Consider the following 20,515-nt stretch of genomic DNA (forward strand, 5'->3'; position numbering starts at 1 on the left):
CACTGGATGAGTTCGAGCAAACGTGGGGCGGCAAATATCCGACCATCGGAAGGCAATGGCGGCTGCACTGGAACGACATCATCGCCATGTTCGAGTTCCCTCCCGCGATCCGCAAGGCGATTTACACGACGAATGCGATTGAGTCGGTGAACAGCGTGATCCGGAAGTTCACGCGGAACCGGAAGCAGTACCCGAACGCGGAGTCGGCGCTGAAACTGGTTTACCTGGCGATCCATGAGGCATCGAAGAAGTGGACGATGCCCATCGTTGGCTGGAAGGCAGCCTTGAACCACTTCGCCGTGATGTTTGAAGGCCGGATGCCCAAGGCCACCGGCCAGTGACTGCAACTACCGTTCCCTACAACCCTGACACAAAAGAAATTACAGGCCCCAATCGACTCACTTCTTCTCGGCAAACGCATACAAATGCCCCGCCGTTCGGACGTACAGGGTGTCGTCCGCAATCACGGGCGTGGCCGCCACTCGCTCATTGAGCTTCGGATTTTTCGCCACTTCGACGGGTTCTTCAGTCCCGGCTTTTAATACGGTGATTGTCCCGTCATCCAAAGCGGTGAAATAAATGTACCCATTGGCCGCCACCGGGGAGGCATAGTACCGGCCTTTGGCCGCCGCCCGCTCTTGAACATAAAGCGCCTTGCCCGTCTTGGCGTCATACGCGGTGACCAGTCCGCCGTCTTTCACCAACACATATTGGCCACGGTACAAAATTCCCGAAGGCACGTAGGGCAATCCCTTTGTCTGCTTCCAAAGCACATGAGTTTTCGTCACATCCCCGGTTCCGCCGAGTTTCAGGGCGAAGGCGCTGTTCTTCGATTCGGACATGAACTTGATGGCGTCGTCCCATTCCTTCCGCGTCAGCTTGCCATCGTGGTCGGTGTCTTGGTTGTCGAAGAAACCCTTCATAAACGTTTTGTCCAAACCTTCTTTCGTGATGAAACCCTGTTTTTCCTCATCCGCCGCCTTGAGCAACACATCGAACTCCGGCAATTTCATGTCCTCGCCGGGCGACCAACCCGCGAAGAACAAGGTGCCGTTCTCGGCAACGGGCGTCGCGCAGGTGGCCGCCGGCATCCCGGTCACGGACCATTTTTCCTCGCCGGTCGCCAGATCGTAGCCAATCATCTTCCCGTATCCGGCCGCCACCACCTGTTTGCCGTTCGGCGTGTCACACACGACCGGGGAGCAGAACGAGGATGTTGATTGTCTCTTCTTCTCCCACTTGAGTTGCCCCGTGGTCAGGTCGAGCGCAATGATTTTGGGATTGGTCTTCTCGTCCCGAACGAGGACGACCATGTCATCCGCGAGGATGGGAGAAACACCGGTGCCGAAATCAGCCATCGTGGCCGCTGTCGGTAGTTCGTACTTCCAAAGTTCCTTCCCGGCCAAGTCGTGGCAAAACACCCCGCAAGAACCGAAGTAGGACACGATCCGCTTCCCGTCCGTCACGGATGTCGAAGCGGCCGGGCTTCCCTCGGTCTGATGGTACGGCTCGATCTTTTTCGCGGGAGCCTCGGCCCGCCATCGTTCCGTTCCGTTCGCTCGATCATAAGCGACCACGTAGAGTTTCATGTTCTCAAACGCCGTCAAAACCAGCATGTCCCCGACGACAATCGGCGAAGAGAATCCACTCGGGGCCGGCACTTTCCATTTCACGTTCTTGGTTGGCCCGAACTCGACAGGAGGTTTTTGAGCGTCCGCGACTCCCATCCCGCCCGGCCCGCGAAACTGCGGCCAAGCCAGGGGCGGCTCGGCGCCCAATCCAACCGCTGAGAAAACACCCAGCGCCAGCGACGCGATCAACTTTTTCATCACTTTCCCTCGATGTGTTGCAAAGGCATCGTGATATGCTTCCACAAGTTTCGCCGATCAGGGTCGTTTCGACCTGCCGACCGACGAAGCATTGATAACAGCATGGTATCAATTTATCAAGTACATACCATAAAGTGTGGCACATACCATTTGGTAAGTAAGTCAAAAGGCCGGTCGTGAAGCGAACAACCTACTCATGCGGTCTCGAAGCCGCGTTCGATGTGATTGGCGGAAAATGGAAGGTGGTCATCCTCTGGATGTTGCATCCGGAGCCGAAACGGTTCGGAGAACTGAAACGACTGGTGGTCGGCATCACGGAAAAGGTGCTGATCCAGCAATTGAAGGACATGGAAACCGATGGATTGATCGTGAGAAAAGCTTATCCCGAAATCCCGCCCAAAGTGGAATACTCACTCACTCCAATGGGAATGAGCCTCAAAGAACTGCTCGGTCCCCTGTGTGAGTGGGGAACCAAGCATATCAAGCAAATCGGCGATCAACACCTTTGCCAAGAAGCCTCGTCAGACGAAAAAACGCCGTCGAATGGCTCGCCAGAGTAAAACATCTCGACACATATCAGGCGTTGGGGTCTTCCAAGTAGCTGTCACCGGCCGCCCGGTTGTATGTGCCTTCCAAGTCAACCGACACCATTAATTCCGGACCAAGAGGAAGCAGCATGGCCGGGAGAGCGTCGCCAACAGTCAAAGCCCTCTGCCAGACGGCCAGCATTCGCCCGCCCAAGGCGGCCGGTCCGCCGACGCGATAACTAACGGCACAGGGAGCTGACGGGGAGGAAATTGACTCGCCAAGGGAGGCGGCAATCTGCCCGGCAAATGAAAATTGAACGGGTCGTCGATGCACATCGACCAAAAGCAAATGAACCCCGCCTCGCAAATAATTCCCGTAGCGAGCGGCATATTGCTCGCGGGCCGCCGGACGGTCTTTGTTGCGCGGCGAGATGAGTTCCACGGCGGCGATGAGACGCCCCTCGCGTTCAACCAACACTGTCGTGTCTTCTTCCAGAGTGGAGACGGCAATCTCGATGTCTGGCTCGGTCACCTGTGTTGTTGTTTCGGTCACTAATGAATGAATGCCATTGGTGACCGAAACATCAGGTTTCACCGGCGCCAAACCAATCGCCACAAGCGGGCTGGACCCGATCACGGCCCGGAATCCCGGCGGCAGGCGATGCTTCAAATCCCGTGCGATCTCGGTCATCCAATAGATATGAAGACCTTCCCAACCGGGCCGATCCGACCAGTCGTGCAACGGCATGGCAACTTCTCCGTGCGGAAAAGGGCATTGTACCCGTTCTCCAATGAAAACGGGTCCGTGCATTCCGCCGATCAGAACCGGAAATTCAGCGTGGCCAGAGCCTCCAGACGATAACTGCTCTGGCCAAGCACTGGCACGCCGATGGCGCCGCCGAGGGTCATCTTCGGGAGGAGGACATTCAGACCGGTGGTCAGGTTGGCTTCGTCTTGAGTGTTCACCAAACGACCGGCTCCCCGATTGGTCAGGGGGGTGTTCACATGCAATTCCACTGTCGGGATCAGGCCTCGGATTCCCTCGGTGTCACTCCGCACCAGCCAATAGCCGGCCCCGACGCTGGTGAACACTTCCACCGGATATTCAGCCTGACTGGGGGCGGCGATCGAAACCACTCCCTGCGTGTAAAACCGATCCTGATTGAACAAGAAGCCGGTCCAAGGTTGCAGCCACAGTGAACGCGGGGCCACGCCGCCGTTGTTCAGCAAGGCCACGCTGCCGGAATGTCCCGTCGGAAGGGTTAGGTTCACCCCGGAGGTAATCAGGCTGCCCGTGGCCGCGTCTTGCGCCCACGCCAGTTTCGACACGATGGTCAGGTCGCCGATGGCAGAATCTTCCAATCCCGGCCCGCCGGATTGCACGAACGGCAACCGCATTCCAATCGAGCCATACCCACCAAAGACAGTCTTTTCAAAACCGACGGTTTCTTGGTTCACATCAAGGCCGTGATAACCGCCCGGATTCTGGTTCTGGAAGGCCCCGGTGAAATTGTTGTAAGTGAAGTAAAACCGATCCATGGGCCGGGGCCCGTCGTTGTCCGTTACCTTCAATCCGGCGAATTGCGGAATGATGGGAACACGGACCGATTGCGGCCCGCCGGGCGTCAACACGGTGCGTTGACCGCTGACACCGATGAAATCACCAAAGAACGGCGGCGTTTCCGGAGGCGGCGAGCAAGTGGCGCATGGAATCGCTTGAGCATCGACCAAGGTTTGTTGAATCGGCGATGGCGAAGCCGCTTCGGTGTGCTGGACCGCCACCACATCGCTCTTCGTCGTTTCCGCTTGGGAGAACGTGTTCGGCGGAACAAACGCCGGCATCGCCCCCGGCGTCAGGCCTTCGCCGACGGACCTTGCCCGGATCGCATCCATCGCCGCCTCGGACGCGCGGGCCGTCGGGCCGTAGAGCCAGTTCATCCGCAGGCCGTATTGCCAGTCGAAGAACCGGCTCTCCTTTTCACCCAAGGGGACAACGAGACCGTTGGAAACATAAAGGTTGTTCCGCAGTTGGGCGGTGAAGCCCACCGTCATGTTGACATCGTTAAAGCCTTGGCCGTCATCAATGATGTTGACGCCGTTAAACCGGGCGTTGCGGCGGCCAACATTCATGCCGCTGTTGTAATGCAGTTCCACAAATGGCGCCAACCCTTGCAGAATCGCGCTGGCATCGTTGTTCCGGGCCACCCAGTATCCAAGTTGCGTGTCAACCGAGAGGATCGGGATGGCATAGATTTTCGCCGTTTGAACGGAATTATCGCCGACATTGCGAAACCGCACTTGGTTCCCGAATGCGTCGAATCCCACCGACAGCCACGATTGGGAGAACAACCGGTCGTTCGGCGTATAGCTCATGGCCGCATAGGGGCTTAGCAACACCGTCTGGTTCTGAATGCTCAACAGTTCCGATCCGTCCGAAAGACGGAGGGTGGTGTTGTTCGCCGTCGGCAAAGCGGCCGACAACCCGCTGGCGAAATTAAGCACCGGGTCGCGGGTCCACATCCATTTGGCGGCGATGGCGACGTTCCCCAACTGGACATCCCGACTCGTCATTTCACCAATCGTCGTGCTGCTCGCCAGCGTGGAGGCAAACGGAACACGGACTTCCACCGACCCCTGACGGTCGAGGAACGTCATTTCAGCCCCGGCCGAGAAACGGTTGACGTTTGCTCCGTTCGCCGACAGTTGGGTGGCCGAGTAGTAATCGTAATTGAAGAAGACCCGGTCTCTCGGGAACGGGCTGTTATCCTCGGAAATCTTGGTTCGGCCGACATTGCCGCCATTGGCCGGGTTGGCCACGTGAATCCCAAGGTCATACGGCACGGTGCCCAAGCCGCTCGCCATCACTTGATAGTAGTAAATCAGGTCCGACGTGGTGGTGTTGTGGACGTTCAGCGTGCCGGTCGGCCCGAGGGTCAGGGAATCCACCGAGGTGAGGATTTTCCCGGTCAATTGATTAAGCCCGGCCAGCAGAATGGCGCGTCCCTGGGGGGTGCGTGACAGACGATCCACCACTTCCGAAAATACGTTGGTGGTGGTTTGGTTAACCGCAAAGTTGGTCTGCCCCGGAATGGGATCACCAAGGCCGTAAGCCACCACTTGATGGACGATGTTGCTCGTCCCGATGGCGGCGGGATTAACGGACCGCGAACCATAGCCGTTGAGAATGAGTTGAATCACCGCCCCGGCCCCGCGGGGATCAAAATTGGTGACGCCGCTTGCGGAGTCGTATGGCGAATCCCCGTGAGAGGGGGTCAGCGTCAACGAGCCATTGCCCGTGAACTTCATGGCGTTGGGGCTTATCAAGGTCCGCGTGGTGCCCGCCCCGCCAAAGAAGTCCCCGAACATATTGGGCGTGAACGTGCCGGCGGCCTGCCCGCCCAAGAACTCGTTCCCCGCCAGGGTGTCTCCCCCCGTCCCCGGAGGAATGGCGGCGTTCGGCGGTTGGACGGGCGGGTTCGGATTGTTGGGGTCAACTGGCGTCCGTGGATTCGCCATGTCCGGCAATTGGGTGGGCGGCAGAACTTGTTGCGGGAGAACCGTCGGAGGATACTGTCGCGGCGCCGGGGCACATCGCGGCCAGAAAAAGGCTTGGGCGGCGGATTGATGACCAAGGGCCAAAAGACCGGCGACAATGAACCAACGACCGCGAGCCATGGGGGACACTCCTTGCCCATTTTGACTGCTCAATCATTATGTTGAGCATCCCCGCATTTATCGTCCCAACCCGCATTTCCCCTTTACTCGATTGAGTAGGCAAATTGAGAACTTCCATCAATCCCGACATGGACTCGGCGAACTGGGCGGGATTCAGCCATCCGAGTCAGCACTTCGGTGGCGATGGCGGGCAACATGCTTCCCGTCAGAATGTGGTCCACGTTGCGCGCCCCGCTCTCCACTTCCTTGCACCGGGAGGCGACCAGCGTGACCACTTCGGGGGAATAGGAAAACTCGGCCCCGTGGTTTTGCTTCAGCCGTTTGCCGATCTTGCCCAGTTGCAATTCGATGATCCCCTTTAGCATCGTTTCACTTAAAGGGAAATAAGGAACCACTTTCATCCGCCCCAACAGCGCTGGCTTGAACGATTTCAACAAGTCGGGCCGCAACAATTGCTCCATACCAGCGGCGTCCGGGGCGGTCTCCGGGTCGGCGCAGGCTTTCACGATGGTGTCTGTCCCGACGTTGGAGGTCAGCAGGATGATGGTGTTTTTGAAGTTCACTTCGATCCCGCGCGAGTCGTTCAACACACCCTTGTCGAAGACCTGATAAAAGATTTCCTGCACGGACGGGTGGGACTTTTCCACTTCGTCGAGCAGCACCACGGAATACGGCCGCCGCCGCACGGCCTCGGTGAGAACGCCTCCCTCGGAAGAACCTTCGTAGCCACGGGGCGAGCCGATGAGTTGCGAGACCTTGTATTCTTCTTTGAACTCGGACATGTTGATGGTCACCATGTTCCGATCCCCGCCATAGAGCAGGTCCGCGAGGGCGAGGGCGGTTTCCGTCTTGCCGACGCCGGACGGGCCGACGAGAAGGAACACGCCGATGGGCCTGCTCGGGTCGGCGAGATCTGCGCGCGAACTGCGGATGCGCTGGGCAATGGCTTCCAAGGCGTGATCTTGGCCCAACACTCGTTTGCCGATGATGTTTGGCAGGCTGATGACGGTGTCGATTTCATTCCGAACCATGTTGCCGATGGGGATGCCGGTCCACCCGGAGATGATGGCGCTCACCACGGCGGCATCGACGACCGGGAACACCAGCGGTTCCTCCCCTTGGAGTGTTTCCAGTTCGTCGCGGGCGGTCTTCAGTTCGGCCTGAACCTTTGGCACATCAACCTTGGCCGCGGCGGCGTCCGGGCCGTGGGCGGTTTCAAGGGCGGTCTGGCATTCCCGCACCTTGGTCACCAATTCACGCTCACGTTCTAATCGTTTGAGGAGGCCATCCCGCTTCGTCTCCGCTTCTTTCTTGCGGGTGTCCAGATCGGCAAGATGTTCGTCCCGGTGGTTGCCAATGGCCTGTTCCCGCTTGGCGCTGGCGATTTCCCGGTCAAGATGTTCAATCTCTTTAAGCGTGTCTTCAAGCAACGGCGGAGTGGCGGCTTGGCTCAGTTTCACACGGGCACAGGCCGTGTCCAACAGGCTGACGGCCTTGTCCGGCAATTGTCGTTCCGGGAGATAGCGGATGCCGAGCCGGACGGTTTCCAGCAAGGCTTCGTCGAGAATCCGCACACCGTGATGTTTCTCCATCACCCCGGCAACGCCCCGCAGCATGCGCACGGCCCGCGTTTCGTCCGGTTCGTCCACCCGGACTTCTTGGAAGCGGCGCTTGAGCGCCGGGTCGCTTTCAAAATACTTCTTGTACTCGTCGTAGGTGGTCGCCGCGATGGTCCGCAATTCGCCGCGAGCCAAGGCGGGTTTCAACAGGTTGGCGGCATCGTTCTGCCCCGCCTGCCCGCCGGCGCCGATCATCGTGTGGGCTTCGTCGATGAACAAGATCACTGGCTTCGGCGATTGCTTCACTTCCTGAATCACGCTCTTGAGCCGGTTTTCAAACTCCCCCTTCACTCCCGCCCCGGCTTGTAACAAACCGAGATCCAGTGTGCGAAGTTCGACGGGCTTGAGCGGTTCGGGCACATCCCCGGCGACGATCCGCAGGGCCAATCCCTCAACCACAGCCGTCTTGCCGACCCCCGCTTCGCCGGTGAGGATCGGATTGTTTTGCCGTCGCCGCGTGAGGATATCAATGACTTGGCGAATCTCGCGGTCCCGGCCAATCACCGGGTCGATTTCGTTCTTCCTCGCCCGTTCTGTCATGTTCATCGTGAACTGATCGAGAGCCGGTGTCTTGGAGTTGCTGACAGGGGCGGGACCGCCGTCGCTGCCTCCCCCGCCGCCGGTCGCGGCAGCCGGTTCCTCGGCTTCATCCTTGGACAAGTGCGGCAACAGGTTGGCGAGTTCGCCTTGAACCTTCTCGGCATTCAACCGGCCCAATTCCGGGGAGGCGGTTCGCAATCGCTGCCCCAGCGTGCGCTCGGCCAGCACGGCGACGAGAAGGAAGACGCTCCGCACTTTGGTGGCTCCAAACTCCAAAGAGCCGAGTATCCAGCCTTCGCGGATGGCGTCGAGAATCTCGAAGGAGAGGTCTGGCCCCCCTCGGCCGTTGCCCGTCTTGAATTGGTCGATGGCCGAGTTCAGTTCCCGTTTCACCCGGTTGGTGTCCAACCCGTATTGCCGGAAGAGGAGAGCCAAATCGGTGTCGGCTGTTTCGACCAGTTTGAGAATCCAATGTTCCAGTTCCACATGATAATGGGTGCGAGAAACGCACAACCCGGCCGATGCCTCCAGAGCCTTCCGACAGGTGGTGTTCAGCTTGGAAATCAGCGATTTGGCAGAAATGGACGGCATAGGGGAGGGTCCTTGGATAGTCAGAGAGTCAGTTTATCTGCGATTTCAAAGACAACCTAACCCCCCGTCCCTCTTCCCTAAGAAGGAAGGGGGACGGGGGGTTAGGTTACCGGGCAATGATCGCACCACAAAGCGTTGAATGTTCACCATCACGTTCCCGAAACAAACACCAACGGTTCCCCCTCGAACACGGCATCATCCGCATCGCGTTCGCCGGGGGCGGACATCAGCCAGCAGTTCCAGCCGAGTCGGAGGCCGTCGTCGGCGTCCGAGAGCTGGCACATCGGCACCTCTTGGGCTTTCAATACCAATTCAATGTCGAAGTCCATTTCCGGCCCGAGGTAATGCCGGGCCAGATGGCTGAACACGAACAGTGTCTTTCGTTCCGGCACCGGCCGGCGATCCGGCAAATAGTCCTCGAACTGGTCGTATCGCAACGGGCCGACCCGCAGACGAACCCGGCCTTGCACATCCCACACGCGGCTCCCGGCGACGGCATCCACCCCGAGCGTGCCCATCGAGCCGAGCGAGGTTTGCACGGCCGTTTCCAGCGGCAGCCATTGCCCTTGAAACTGTTTCACCGTCACCGGCACGCGAAAGTAATCGCTCATCAAAGCGGCCAGCCCATGCGCCGGTCGCACCCGCCGGGCGAAGTAACCGGCGTAATGCAGCAACGCCAGATCATCAAGCCCGCCAAGCTTTCGTTCGGCCGGCAATCCCTCGTCATCCACATCGGGCACGGCCACCCGGAGGCGTTGCCGCATCGTTGGCGTGCCGAGGCCCACCAGACTCAGCGAACCTCGGGTGAAGGTGTCCGGGTTCTTCGCGGAACCGGCCTCGCCCCGCTCGAAGGGCATGGCGAAGCGGTACTTTTCCCACGCCCGGTAGAACAGCGAGACGATGCGGTGGTTGAACAGGTCGAACCAGTCCCGCAACGCCCGGCGTTCCGGCCCTCGCACATCGCGGTACAGGTCGAGGATCAACTGCGTGTAATGCAGGGGCAGGGCGCCGTTCGGCCCGGTCAGGCCCATGAAAGTCACGGTCAGTTCCGCGACGGGTTTTTCCTGCGTCGCCGGTATGAACGCCGTCATTGAACTTGGCGGGAATCCGAGCGATTGATGGGCGCGAAACCGCACGACCTCCTCGGACGGCAACGCCCGCAAGCCGATCCCCTGTCGCCGCGGATAGCCCCGTTGCAACAGACGAACGGCCTGGAAGAAATCAAACTCGAACGGGGATTCCGCAAACCGATCCAGCAGACTTTTCACAGCAGCGGCCTGTCCCCCGCCCGTGGCGGCCATCGTTTCCACTCCGCGGTTCGTTGTTTTGTTCTCGCCACCAGTTGGGTGAAGGAATTTACATTCACCGCCAGTCCGAAGAACCGTTCCAGCACGCTCGCCAGCAGATAGGCGCTCGTCTCGGCGTATTTCGTTTCATCGAATTCCACCGTCACCTCCAACCCCCGGCAGAACCCGCCATTTGCCAGCGCCACCGTCGGCCGGCTTCGCAATTGGGTGATTCCCTCGGTGGCCTGCCTGGCCATCGCCGCCAGTCGTGGTTCGCCATCAAGATCGGTCGGGTCGTAGAGTCGCAGCAATTCCAACAGAGCAAGGCGGCCCTCTTCGCCATCGGTCAGCGAAAGATGGTTCAAGCTCAAATGCGAAATCAGCCGCCATTGCAGGCCGCGACGCATCGCCGGTCGCATCGGCCGGGTCGGGTTGCGGGGACAGCGCACCGTCAAACCAGGGGACGAAAACGCCGGCTCAAAGACCACTTCCTCCCCCTGTCGTGGCAGGCGGTTCGGCGTGTCCCGGTTGGTGCAGGTGGTGCGAATCACCAGCACGTCATTCGCGGGCTTCGCCACGTCAAACTCCGGGTCAACCAACCGCAGGAACACATCGCTGCCCCGGTCTTCCAACGGCGTCTTGCCGGTCGGATCGTCCGGGTTATGGATGCCGACGCTCGGCCGTCGGGTGGAGTACCAAAAGGCTTTTCCCTTTTCTCGGCCGGTGCCGTGGCGGAAATCGTAGAAGGGCCGGAACTCCCGGTCGGTCCCGTCCGGGTTCACGGCGGCCACACTATCCACCGAGTATACCTCGTACCCCAGCGGGCGGCCGACCACCGGGATTACCTTGTATTCATTCCGTTGCTGGGTCCAATTGATCGGCTCGGCGATTTGCTCGAAGAGGTTGACGACCGGCACGCAGCCGAGACGAAACGCCCCGGCCTCGATGGCTTGTTCCAGTCGCGGCAGTGTGCGATCCAAAAACAGAAACACTTCCAGTTGCTTCTTGGCCCCGGTGCGTTTGGCCTCGTTGAATCCATCCAAATCGAAGTACAGGAATTTGGCCGGATAGGCGAAGAACTCGGTGAGGAGCCGATAGCCGGGGAACGACCGCTTCGGATACGGCAGCAATCCCTCGTCCGGCCCCAAGCCCACCGGATGAATGACTTCGGCGGCTGGCCGTACCACCGGCGGGGTCTGTTTGTTCTCCCCGGAACGGAACACCACTTGGAGGGCATGCCGGTGGATCAGTTCGTAGAGCGGGGCGGTGAAGGCATCATCCCCGGTCAAATGGATGCGCAGGCGGTCCATTTGCAATTGGGGCAACGTCAGTTCACCGTCGATTTGAAACTTGAGCCGCAATGCGGCAACGGCCTTGTCCGGCGGCCGCAATCCCGGCGGAAACGGCGGTGGCTGGAGTTTGGCCTCGGTGATCGTGACCGGCCAGAGCGTGACATCGTGGCAGGTGCGGTATTTGCACGGCGTATCGCCGACGCGGGGCGTGAGGAGTTGCCTCCCCTTCTCGATGACAACGCCGGTCGGGATGGCCCGCAACGGGTCGAAGTGAAATTGCAGCGTGGCGAAGGATGGAATCGGGGCAATGTAATGCGGATAGAGGACGTTCAGGAACGCCTCGGTGATCTCCGGGTAATCATCGTGAATCTTGTGCTGCACGCGGGCCGTCAGCAGGGCAAATGCCTCGATCAATCGTTCAACGTGCGGGTCGGTGCTGCGGTTGGGTTCCAGTTGCAGCCGGGCGGCGGCCGCCGGGTATTGCTTGGCAAAGTCCTGGGCCATCTTCCTAATGAAGAAGAGTTCGTCCTGGTAAAACGAGTAGAGTTTGTCACTCATTCGATGTGGGACTCACGACATATTGGCCCGAAGCGATTTCCAATATGGTATCGAACGCGTACTCCGGCGACGGGTCCACGCTCAACCGGGCCTCCACGCGAAACCGGAGCGATTGCGTGGTGAGATCCTCGCCCGGATTGAGCACATGCACCAGCACGTCGCGCAATCGCGGTTCATAGACCGTGATGACCTCGAAAATCGCGTCGCCCACCGCTTGCCGCGTGGCCGTTGACGTCAGTTCAAACGATGCGATGTCCGGCAGGCCGAAACAAACGATGGAGGTTTTCACTTCTGGAAATTCATCGCCGACTCTCGGCACGGAACGGTGTGTGTTCAACAAATCGGCGAGATCTCGCAGAACAGATCGGTACATCTTGTCGTGCGAATAGCCAGACATGATGGCCGTCCCCGCCGACTCGGGGTCGGTAAGCCGGTCGAGAAGCGACGGAACCATCCCGTCTTGAAAATCAATGGAAGCCATCGGCTTTTCCTCACGCAGTCCATTCTTCCCAGTCCGCGAAGAGGCTCCATTGCTCCCCCGCGAGGAACAACCGCCCGCCGATACCCCTCAGGGGGCTTCCTTCCTCGCCGACGAGATCGCCCACACGCCCAAGCATCACGGATTCATCCGCGTTCTTGAATGAGCCGTGGTAAAGGCCGCAAAGGAGAACTTGCGTCTCGTTGTGATCCCGCAACGTGAGCCGGGTCGGCCGCCAGAGAATATCACGCGGCGTCTTCGGCGATGTGGTCTCCAACCGGACGACATCTTCGAGGAGAACCCAGCAATATTTGTCCTGAACCAACACTTCGAGAATTGGTCCAAGCAAGTCGTCGCCGTCCCGCAGTCCGACGACTGTCTCCCCGTTGAGGGAGCCATTCACTTGGGGAGTCATGTCGGTGGCTTTCGCCAGCGTGTCGTCCCCTTCGGCCGGTTTGTTCTCGGCGTACAGTTGCAAGGCTTGGAGACGACCGACGGCATGATCGGGGGCGACGCCGAGAAACAACGGCTTGTCTTTCCCGGCGAAAACCTCATTCCGCATTTTCTCGGCGTCGAGGGCCAGCCGATAGCATTCGACGGCCGCGATGGCTTGGGGTTGATCGTAGTGGAGGACTTGGAGATGCTTCGCGGCCCGGTCGTAGTCCCCGGTGAACAAGAGCAAATCAAAGAGAAAGAGTCTGGCCCCGTTGTCGGCCGGGGAAGACTTGACCCGCTGAATCTGGGCGTCGATGGCCGCCCGGAGTTGCCCGGCCCGGAACAGTTCGCTGGCGTCCATCGAATGGTCTCCGTTAAGACATGCCCCGCCGGTGCTTCAATGTCGTGAACAAAAACAAACCCGACCCGGCCCCCTTCTTCCCGGAGAGGGAAGCCAGGAGACCGGATCGGGTTTGCGGTGCGTTGATCAGACTTTCTTGTTGGCCTTCACATCCCACCCGAAGGTGGTGGCCCCGCCGAGGCTGCCGTCCGGCTTCTGCTCGAAGTATTCGAGCTTCACCTTGGCGAAGTTGAGCGAGAAGCTTTCTTGCGGAATCCCGCCTCCGGTGGAATCAGAGTGTTGAATGCTCGACACCAACAAGTCTTCCATGCTGATCTTGTAAAAGTCCTGGGCGTCTCCGCCGGACTTCCGCACATACAAGGTCGCCTTTTTAATGTGCTGACCGTTCGCACAAGCGAGAAACAACAGCGGACTGGCCTTGCTTACCTGGCCGGTGAGCGAAAGATCGTTGAAACTCACCTTGCCGGTGCCGCCGCCGCCGCCCGACCCTTGCGAACCACTGTTGCTGGCCCCCCACGAAAAGGAGGCGATTTCGATCGTGTCCTTGTGCTTGTCGTCCTTCGATTCGCCCTTGATCCCGTCGATTTCGAGAAGAAAGTCCGATGCCATGATTCGTTCCCCGTGATCGTGAGAGGTTGTTGGTTTTCGGGTTGGGAGGGCATCTCACGTCGGGCCTCGCAACCTCCTTACCTTTCCATGCGATCCGGGTCCAAAACCCGGACAACGAATCATCTTTTTTTCAGAACCTCACGCCCCGCGTTGCTGGGCGACCATCCGCAGGGAGACATCCACCCCCTCCAGTTGGAAGTGCGGACGCAGGTGGGCCTTCGCCTGGTAGTAGCCCGGCTGGCCGGGGACATCCACCACCTCGATCTTGGCCCACGCCAGCGGCCGTTCGGCCTTGGCCGATTCACCGGCGCTTTCCGGGGATTCCAGCACATAACGGTTGATCCAACGGTTTAGCCAAGCCTCCACGTCGCCGCGTTCCATGTAACGGCCGACTCGTTCCCGCACCATCACTTTCAGGAAGTGGGCGAAGCGGGACATGCACAACATCAGGTTGAACTTCGCCGACAGGGCGGCGTTCGAGGTCGCCCGAGGATCATCGTACTTCACCGGTTTCTGGCAGGACTGGGCGCCGAGGAAGGCGGCGTAATCCGTCCCCTTGCAGTGAATGAGCGGCAGGAAGCCAAGGTCGGACAGTTCGGCCTCGCGACTGTCATTGATGCTCACTTCCGTCGGGCACTTCATGGCGAGATCACCCTCGTCCGTGCGGAACGTGGCGACCGGCAACCCTTCGACCTTGCCGCCGCCACCCACCCCGCGAGTTTGAGCCATCCAGCCGTTTTTCTCAAAGCTGTTGGTCACATTCGTGGCATACGCCCACGCGGCGTTCATCCACTGGAACTTGTGGTGGTCGGATCCATCCACGTTTTCTTCAAAGTTAAACTCGGCGATTGGCTGGAAGCGTTCCCCATACGGCAACCGGGCCAGAACACGCGGCAGCGTCAGGGCAACGTAACGTGAATCCTCGGATGCCCGGAAGGACTTCCAAGGGGCGTATTCTTCGCTCTCGAAGATCTTGGCAATCCGGGAAGGGTTCGGCAGTTCCGCGAAACTGTCGATGTTGAACCCCTTCGGATTGACGGCGCTCACAAACGGGGCATGGGAAACGGCGGCCACCCCGGAGAGATCCTGCAAGAGCTTCACCTCGGGGCCGCGTCGCAGATCGAAGTCGTAATCCCCGACGAGCATCCCGTAAGGATGCCCACCGAGTGTGCCGTACTCGCTGTCGTGGACCTTCTTGTACAACTCTGAAAGGTCAAACCCCTGCGCTTTGGTGAGATCGTTGCGAATCTCATCCTTCGTCGTGTTCAACACACGGATCTTCAGCATCGTGCTGGTGTTGGACTTGTGGACAAGGTGATGAAGACCCCGCCAAGTGCCTTCCAGCTTTTGATAAGTCGGGTGATGCAAAATCTCGTTGACTTGGGCGGTCAATTTCTGGTCGATGGCCGCGATCCATGTCTTGATGTTGGCCTCAACATCCTTTTGCAACACCTGGCCGGGTTGCATCGCGTTGTTGATGAACTGCTGGATCGCATCCAGCCCGCGCTTTTTGGCAACCGGATCATCGTCCACCCGCATTTTCGCGGTGGCCTGATCCAGCCAGCCTGTCGCGTTGAATTCCGTTGTCGTGGTCGAACCGGCGGCGGCCGAGGCTTTTTCGGTGCTCATTTACTTGGTCTCCGGCGGGGTGGCGGCGTTCAGTTCGGTGGCGAGGGCGGCCCGCTTGTCCGTGTTGGCGAGCACATCGCCGAGCAGCTTTTCGAGGGCGTCATTGCCCTCCATCTTGCTCAGCAATTCGTTGAGTTTCTTTCGCATTTGCAGCAATTCATCCAGCACGGGCACTTGGGCGGCGAGGCGGGCCGGCTCGAAGTCGTCCATCGTGCGGAAGTTAAGTTCGACGTTTAGCTTGTCCTCACCGGAGCCGGTGAGTTTGTTGGGAACGCTGATGGCGACCCGCGGGGCCTGCTGGGCCATCACCGTGTTGAACCGCTGCGGGTCGATCTCCACAAACCGACGCTCCTTGTAAGCCTTCTTCACCCCTTCCTTGGGCATGCCGGAAAGGTCGGCCATGACGCCGACGATGAAGGGGAGTTCCAGAATCGGCTCGGCCCCCTCGGTTTCCACTTCGTAGGCGATTTTGACGCGGTTCGGCACGTTTCGCCGGGACCACTGTTGTCTGCTTTCACTGCCCATGACGGGATTCCCTTGTTTGGGAGGACGTTTGTTGGCTTACGTCCCCATGCGAAATGGAACGCGACAGCGGACGGAATCGTCCGGAAACTTTGCCCGATGTGGTCGATTGTAAACGGGTTTGGACCGGAAGCAACCAGATTCGTCAAGATGACACGGTGACAAGGAGACACGGTGACAAGGTGAAAAAGCCCCTTCGACTGTGGCTGGTTTTTTCACCTTGTCACCGTGTCTCCTTGTCACCGTGTCATCTTCAATCATTCCACAAATGCGAATTCGTTGCTCAATAACAGAACTTGGGCGAGTTGTTCCCATGCTCCGAGCGAGGGTCGCTGGCCCTTTGGTCCGGCGAAGTCTTTCATCGAGTCGAACATTTGCGAATTGTCGCCGGATTTCAGGGTGACGCTCACCGACCATTGGAAAGAATCGTTGTTCGGGTTGGTCAGGCAGTCCGTCAGGAAGTCGATGGTGTCTCCCTGCTTAACCTCCAGCTTGGCGACGCTCGTTTCCAGTTTCTTGGTGTGGGCGGTCCATTCTCCCGCAAGCCCGGTCCGGCTAGATACGACTCTGGCCCGCACGCCGTCTCCCTCCGTCGCCGGGTGGTTGAGCGTTCCACTAATCGAGATGACGCCGTCGCGGGGGGCCACCCAACGGCGAATGACCGCGTGGGCTTGATCGTTCCCGGCGTGACCGCCGATGCCGTTCAAGATGCACCAGCCTAGCGTGGCATCCGGCAGCGTCAGGCTACCTTGATAGGCGTTTCCAGTGAAGTGCGGCAGTTTGGCGAACGTCGTTCGTTGTTTCGCGGAGTCATACGAACCCTGGCCGTAAAGCCAGATATCCGGAGTGGCCGGATCAAGGGGCGTCTCAGAAGCGACAAATTCCTTTGCCAGCAACAGTTCCTCCGGAGTCGGCGCTCGGCCAACCGCGAAGTGATACATCTCCGTGATGCGTTCACCCGGTTCGGTGGCTTCGATCCGTTTTGCCAGGGCTTTTGCCTGTTCGGCGATGAATGGCGAGTTCATCAAAAACAATGCCTGTTGCGGCACCGTGGTGACGAAACGTTGCGGGGAGTGGGTGTCCGGCGAGGCGAAGTCGAAACTTCGGAGTGTGCCGGGGAGGTTTTGCCGGTCCACAAATCCGTATACCGCCCGGCGCGGGGTGAGGGGGGTCGCGAAGAGATCAACCGACCGGCCGCCGACCGTGCCATCCAATTTCCCGGCCGCTTGCAACACGGCATCCCGCATTCCCTCAAACGTCATCCGCTTGCGGCCCATGCGGCCGAGCATGCGGTTTTCCGGGTCACTCTTCGCCATCTCCGGGGTGACGGCCGAGGATTGCCGGTATGTTTCGGAGAGCATCACCATTCGATGAAGTTTCTTGATGCTCCAGCCCGATTCCACAAACCGCTTGGCCAGCCAGTCAAGCAATTCGGGATGCGTCGGCGGGTCGCTGCGAACGCCAAAATCGCTCGGGGTGCGGACCAAACCTTGGCCGAACAAGTGGGACCAGACCCGGTTGACCATCACGCGGGCCGTCAACGGGTTGTTGGGGTCCGCGATGGCCTTCGCCATTTCTAATCGACCGCTCCCATCGGTGAAGGGTTTGCGATCAGGGGTGAGCAATCCAAGGAATTGCCGGGGAATCCGCGGGCCGTGATTGCCAGGGTTGCCGCGAACGAAGACCACCGGTTCCATCTTCGGCCCGTCATTCATCACCATTGCCCTCGCCGGGGCGGCCGGGGATTTGGCCTTCCATTCTTCCGTCTTGCGACGCAGGTCGCGGATGCGGTTCTGTTCCATGACGGTGAGAAGCCGCATGAATTGCCGGTCTTCAAAGGACAACGGGCCTTTGTCGCCGAACACGGCCTGAAGTTCGGCCTGTCCCGGCGAAGGCTTCCCGGCGGGGGGAGTGGTGTTTTTCGCCAGCACATCCCCATAGATGGTGCAAAACTCGGCCCATGTCGCCGGCTTCTTGTCGGCAAAGGCTTCCCGAACGAGCGGATTGAGTTTCTTTGCGTCCGTTTCCCTTAACAACGCGGCCAATTGCTCCGGGGCCTTGGCGGCAAATTCCGCATCGGGAATCTTGGCGATGGCGAGATAGAGGGTGAACGCCGGGTCGGATGTTCTGGCCCGGCTGTCCAGATAGGTTTGCCAGCTAGTCAACGCGATGGCAAAAAGCTTCCGATTGGCGGCCAGCGTTCCCATGTTGGCCTGATTCAAGCCGCGAACATCCCGGACCGCCCGCAGATACTCGGCGATGGCCGCCGGGGTTTTGAGTTTCGTCATGTAGTCGGTGCGAAGTTTCGTCGTGGCGGCGACGGTGGCTGCCTCCCGCTTTTGCAACTCGGCCTCGAACGCCTTTACCTCCGGAGTTTCCTTGGGGGTCTCCACCAACGGCAACTCCTTCGGCTCGACGCTGGAACCAAACACGCCGTAAAGCGAGTAATAATCTTTTGTCGGGATCGGATCGTATTTGTGGTCGTGACACCGGGCGCACGTCACCGTCAGGGCTTGGAAGCCCCGGAAGGTCACGTCCAGCCGGTCGTCGATGATGTCGGGCTGGCTGTTGAGATAGCGCCGGCCAACGGTGAGGAATCCCATCGCCGCGAGGGGTCGCTTGTCATCCTTCACCACCCGGTCGGCGGCCAGTTGTTGGATGATGAACTGGTCGTAGGGCAAATCTTCGTTGAACGACCGGATCAGCCAGTCGCGGTAGGTGTAGGCATAGGGGTAATTGCGATCTTCCTGAAAGACATATCCCTTGGTGTCCGCATAGCGGGCAATGTCCATCCAATGCCGGGCCTGATGCTCGCCATAATGCGGGGATTCCAGCAACCGGTCGATGAGCTGTTCGTAAGCCTGCGGCGAGTTGTCGTTCACAAACCGGTCAACTTCCTCCGGCGTCGGCGGCAGGCCGGTCAGGTCATAGGTCGCCCGGCGAATCAGCGTCCGCTTGTCAGCGGCCGGGGAAAGTGTTCCCCCTTTCTGTTCCAATTTCACTTGAACAAAGCGATCCACCGGCGATGGCTTGGCCATTTTCGGCGTCGGCACGACAGGATCTTTCACCGGTTGGAAGGCCCAGTGAGTCTTTGAGAGATCGGTGGCAACCGCCGGGGCATCCTCCGGGAACGGGGCGCCCATTTTCACCCAAGCGATCACGGCATCAATGGCCGGTTGCGGCATCTTCATCTTCGGGGGCATCTTCGCCTCCCCGTCGTGCCGGATGTTCTTAATCAGCACGCTCTTCTCGGGATCGCCGGGCACCACCACCGGACCGCCGTCGGAGCCTTTCACCAACCCCGCTTTGCGGTCGAGGCGCAGTCCCGCCTGTTGCTTTTTCTCCCCGTGACAGGAGTAACAATGCTCGGCAAACACCGGCCGAATCTTCTGCTCGAAAAATTCGATGGCCTCGGGTGTTGGCTTCGTTTCCGCATGAATCAGGCCGGAAAGCGGAAACAGCAACATGAGGGAAAATGCAAATCGCATCAAAAAATCACCAAGGTGGACGGGGCAAAAGCGGAACAGCCGGGGCAGGCGGACATTGAGATTATAGCCGACAAACCGATACGCGGAAACAACTTTAGAAACGATGGTCGAACGACCGATGCAGTGTCAAATCGAGATCGACAATCTGCCCCTCGGAGACTTCAGGATGGAACGTCTTCAAACCATTGAATTCGCGGGATGGGACGCCACGTTTTCGTCGTCCGTCCGGCAAACCGCTTTGGAAGCCCTGGAGGCAGGGCGGGTGTTGTATTTTCCGGGTCTGAGTTTCCCGCTTGAAGACCATGAAAACCGGTTTCTCGATCCGGCGATTCTCGACCAGTCCAAGAACGCCAGTTACAATCCGGCGAAGGATTCCATCGGCGGCACCGTTTGCACCGATGGTGACGCGGCCGATTTGAAGGTTTTAATCCGGCGATATTCGACGACGGCCCAAAGCTTTTTGAATCGGTTGCTTGCCCATTATGGCCCTGCGTTGAAACGCGAACGGGCCAGTCTGCGACCGGCGAAGGCCGAGGGCCGCGTGCAGAGCTGGCGGAAGGACGACACGCGGTTACATGTGGATAGCTTCCCGTCAAAGCCCACCGGCGGCCGACGGATTCTCCGGCTGTTCTGCAATGTGAACCCGAACGGTCGGCCGCGAACTTGGCGGGTTGGCGAACCGTTTGAAGACGTGGCCAAGCGGTTCTGGCCGGAATTGCCCGCCCCCGGTTATATCAACCGGCAAATCCTCTCGCTGTTTCGCGTCACTAAGGGGTTCCGTTCGGCTTACGACCATTACATGCTGCAATTGCATGATGCGATGAAGGCTGACGAAGAATATCAGCGAACCGTCTCGCAGGAGACCATTCACTTCCCGGCCGGGAGCGCTTGGGCCTGTTACGCCGATCAGGTGTCCCATGCCGCGATGGCCGGCCAGCACCAGTTCGAGCAGACGTTCTCCCTGCCCGTGGAGGCGATGGAGAATGCTGAAACATCCCCGCTGAGAACGCTTGAACGCATCGCGGGCCGAGCGTTGGCCGAGCATCACCGCCTGTCGCAAGCCGGATAAAACGGTT

The 20,515-nt window shown here is 59.4% G+C and carries 15 protein-coding genes; 3 read left to right on the plus strand and 12 right to left on the minus strand.

Annotated features, from left to right (window positions below; genetic code table 11):
- Positions 1–341, plus strand: a 341-nt coding sequence (locus tag BGIM_RS66730) for a transposase (protein ID WP_202947377.1), incomplete at its 5' end; no start/stop codon positions are given.
- A gap of 57 nt (positions 342–398) precedes the next feature.
- Here the strand turns inward: BGIM_RS66730 and BGIM_RS0139340 are convergent.
- Entirely contained in the window at positions 399–1,829 is a 1,431-nt protein-coding gene (locus BGIM_RS0139340) for an outer membrane protein assembly factor BamB family protein (protein WP_020475095.1), read from the minus strand.
- A 176-nt stretch (positions 1,830–2,005) separates the two neighbouring features.
- Between BGIM_RS0139340 and BGIM_RS54860 the strand changes: the two genes are divergently transcribed.
- Entirely contained in the window at positions 2,006–2,389 is a 384-nt protein-coding gene (locus BGIM_RS54860) for a winged helix-turn-helix transcriptional regulator (RefSeq protein ID WP_020475096.1), read from the plus strand.
- A 16-nt stretch (positions 2,390–2,405) separates the two neighbouring features.
- Here BGIM_RS54860 and BGIM_RS0139350 read toward each other — a convergent pair whose 3' ends face one another.
- From BGIM_RS0139350 to BGIM_RS0139400, 11 genes are all read right to left on the minus strand, one after another.
- Positions 2,406–3,104: a DUF4058 family protein gene (locus tag BGIM_RS0139350; protein WP_020475097.1), complete on the minus strand. Its 699-nt coding sequence runs from the start codon at positions 3,102–3,104 to the stop codon at positions 2,406–2,408.
- Between the two features lie 71 nt (positions 3,105–3,175).
- Positions 3,176–6,031: a hypothetical protein gene (locus BGIM_RS0139355; protein ID WP_020475098.1), complete on the minus strand. Its 2,856-nt coding sequence runs from the start codon at positions 6,029–6,031 to the stop codon at positions 3,176–3,178.
- 83 nt (positions 6,032–6,114) lie between these two features.
- Complete coding sequence (gene tssH / locus BGIM_RS0139360; protein WP_020475099.1) at positions 6,115–8,781, minus strand: type VI secretion system ATPase TssH; 2,667 nt, start codon at positions 8,779–8,781, stop codon at positions 6,115–6,117.
- Between the two features lie 149 nt (positions 8,782–8,930).
- Positions 8,931–10,082, minus strand: coding sequence for a type VI secretion system baseplate subunit TssG (gene tssG, locus BGIM_RS54865; RefSeq protein WP_020475100.1), 1,152 nt, complete (start codon positions 10,080–10,082; stop codon positions 8,931–8,933).
- Positions 10,046–11,917: a type VI secretion system baseplate subunit TssF gene (gene tssF / locus BGIM_RS0139370; protein WP_020475101.1), complete on the minus strand. Its 1,872-nt coding sequence runs from the start codon at positions 11,915–11,917 to the stop codon at positions 10,046–10,048. Before tssF ends, tssG begins: the two co-directional genes overlap by 37 nt.
- On the minus strand, positions 11,910–12,398 hold the full coding sequence (gene tssE, locus BGIM_RS0139375; protein WP_020475102.1) for a type VI secretion system baseplate subunit TssE: 489 nt from the start codon (positions 12,396–12,398) through the stop codon (positions 11,910–11,912). The genes tssF and tssE overlap by 8 nt, the downstream gene beginning before the upstream one ends.
- A 10-nt stretch (positions 12,399–12,408) precedes the next feature.
- Entirely contained in the window at positions 12,409–13,191 is a 783-nt protein-coding gene (locus BGIM_RS0139380) for a type VI secretion system accessory protein TagJ (protein ID WP_020475103.1), read from the minus strand.
- Between the two features lie 126 nt (positions 13,192–13,317).
- Positions 13,318–13,800 (minus strand): Hcp family type VI secretion system effector, encoded by a 483-nt coding sequence (locus BGIM_RS0139385; protein WP_020475104.1) that lies wholly within the window; start codon positions 13,798–13,800, stop codon positions 13,318–13,320.
- A gap of 138 nt (positions 13,801–13,938) precedes the next feature.
- A complete protein-coding gene (tssC, locus tag BGIM_RS0139390) occupies positions 13,939–15,429 on the minus strand; it encodes a type VI secretion system contractile sheath large subunit (RefSeq protein ID WP_020475105.1) in 1,491 nt (496 codons plus the stop codon).
- Positions 15,430–15,954: a type VI secretion system contractile sheath small subunit gene (gene tssB / locus BGIM_RS0139395; RefSeq protein ID WP_020475106.1), complete on the minus strand. Its 525-nt coding sequence runs from the start codon at positions 15,952–15,954 to the stop codon at positions 15,430–15,432.
- Between the two features lie 254 nt (positions 15,955–16,208).
- The gene (locus tag BGIM_RS0139400) at positions 16,209–19,439 is read right to left on the minus strand and encodes a PSD1 and planctomycete cytochrome C domain-containing protein (protein ID WP_020475107.1); all 3,231 of its coding nucleotides are present in this window, start codon (positions 19,437–19,439) and stop codon (positions 16,209–16,211) included.
- A gap of 166 nt (positions 19,440–19,605) precedes the next feature.
- Here BGIM_RS0139400 and BGIM_RS0139405 point away from each other — a divergent pair, with 166 nt between their 5' ends.
- The gene (locus BGIM_RS0139405; RefSeq protein ID WP_029631571.1) at positions 19,606–20,508 is read left to right on the plus strand and encodes a Kdo hydroxylase family protein; all 903 of its coding nucleotides are present in this window, start codon (positions 19,606–19,608) and stop codon (positions 20,506–20,508) included.
- Positions 20,509–20,515: the final 7 nt, after the last annotated feature.

Origin of the sequence: Zavarzinella formosa DSM 19928, from assembly GCF_000255705.1 — a bacterium.
Classification (GTDB): domain Bacteria; phylum Planctomycetota; class Planctomycetia; order Gemmatales; family Gemmataceae; genus Zavarzinella; species Zavarzinella formosa.

Excerpts from the sequence above, each read along its gene's own strand:
- BGIM_RS0139340 (WP_020475095.1), bottom strand. The coding sequence starts at position 1,829 with ATGAAAAAGTTGATCGCGTCGCTGGCGCTGGGTGTTTTCTCAGCGGTT.
- BGIM_RS0139350 (WP_020475097.1), bottom strand. The coding sequence starts at position 3,104 with ATGCCGTTGCACGACTGGTCGGATCGGCCCGGTTGGGAAGGTCTTCAT.
- BGIM_RS0139355 (WP_020475098.1), bottom strand. The coding sequence starts at position 6,031 with ATGGCTCGCGGTCGTTGGTTCATTGTCGCCGGTCTTTTGGCCCTTGGT.
- tssH (WP_020475099.1), bottom strand. The coding sequence starts at position 8,781 with ATGCCGTCCATTTCTGCCAAATCGCTGATTTCCAAGCTGAACACCACC.
- tssG (WP_020475100.1), bottom strand. The coding sequence starts at position 10,082 with ATGGCCGCCACGGGCGGGGGACAGGCCGCTGCTGTGAAAAGTCTGCTG.
- tssF (WP_020475101.1), bottom strand. The coding sequence starts at position 11,917 with ATGAGTGACAAACTCTACTCGTTTTACCAGGACGAACTCTTCTTCATT.
- tssE (WP_020475102.1), bottom strand. The coding sequence starts at position 12,398 with ATGGCTTCCATTGATTTTCAAGACGGGATGGTTCCGTCGCTTCTCGAC.
- BGIM_RS0139380 (WP_020475103.1), bottom strand. The coding sequence starts at position 13,191 with ATGGACGCCAGCGAACTGTTCCGGGCCGGGCAACTCCGGGCGGCCATC.
- BGIM_RS0139385 (WP_020475104.1), bottom strand. The coding sequence starts at position 13,800 with ATGGCATCGGACTTTCTTCTCGAAATCGACGGGATCAAGGGCGAATCG.
- tssC (WP_020475105.1), bottom strand. The coding sequence starts at position 15,429 with ATGAGCACCGAAAAAGCCTCGGCCGCCGCCGGTTCGACCACGACAACG.
- tssB (WP_020475106.1), bottom strand. The coding sequence starts at position 15,954 with ATGGGCAGTGAAAGCAGACAACAGTGGTCCCGGCGAAACGTGCCGAAC.
- BGIM_RS0139400 (WP_020475107.1), bottom strand. The coding sequence starts at position 19,439 with ATGCGATTTGCATTTTCCCTCATGTTGCTGTTTCCGCTTTCCGGCCTG.
- BGIM_RS0139405 (WP_029631571.1), top strand. The coding sequence starts at position 19,606 with ATGGAACGTCTTCAAACCATTGAATTCGCGGGATGGGACGCCACGTTT.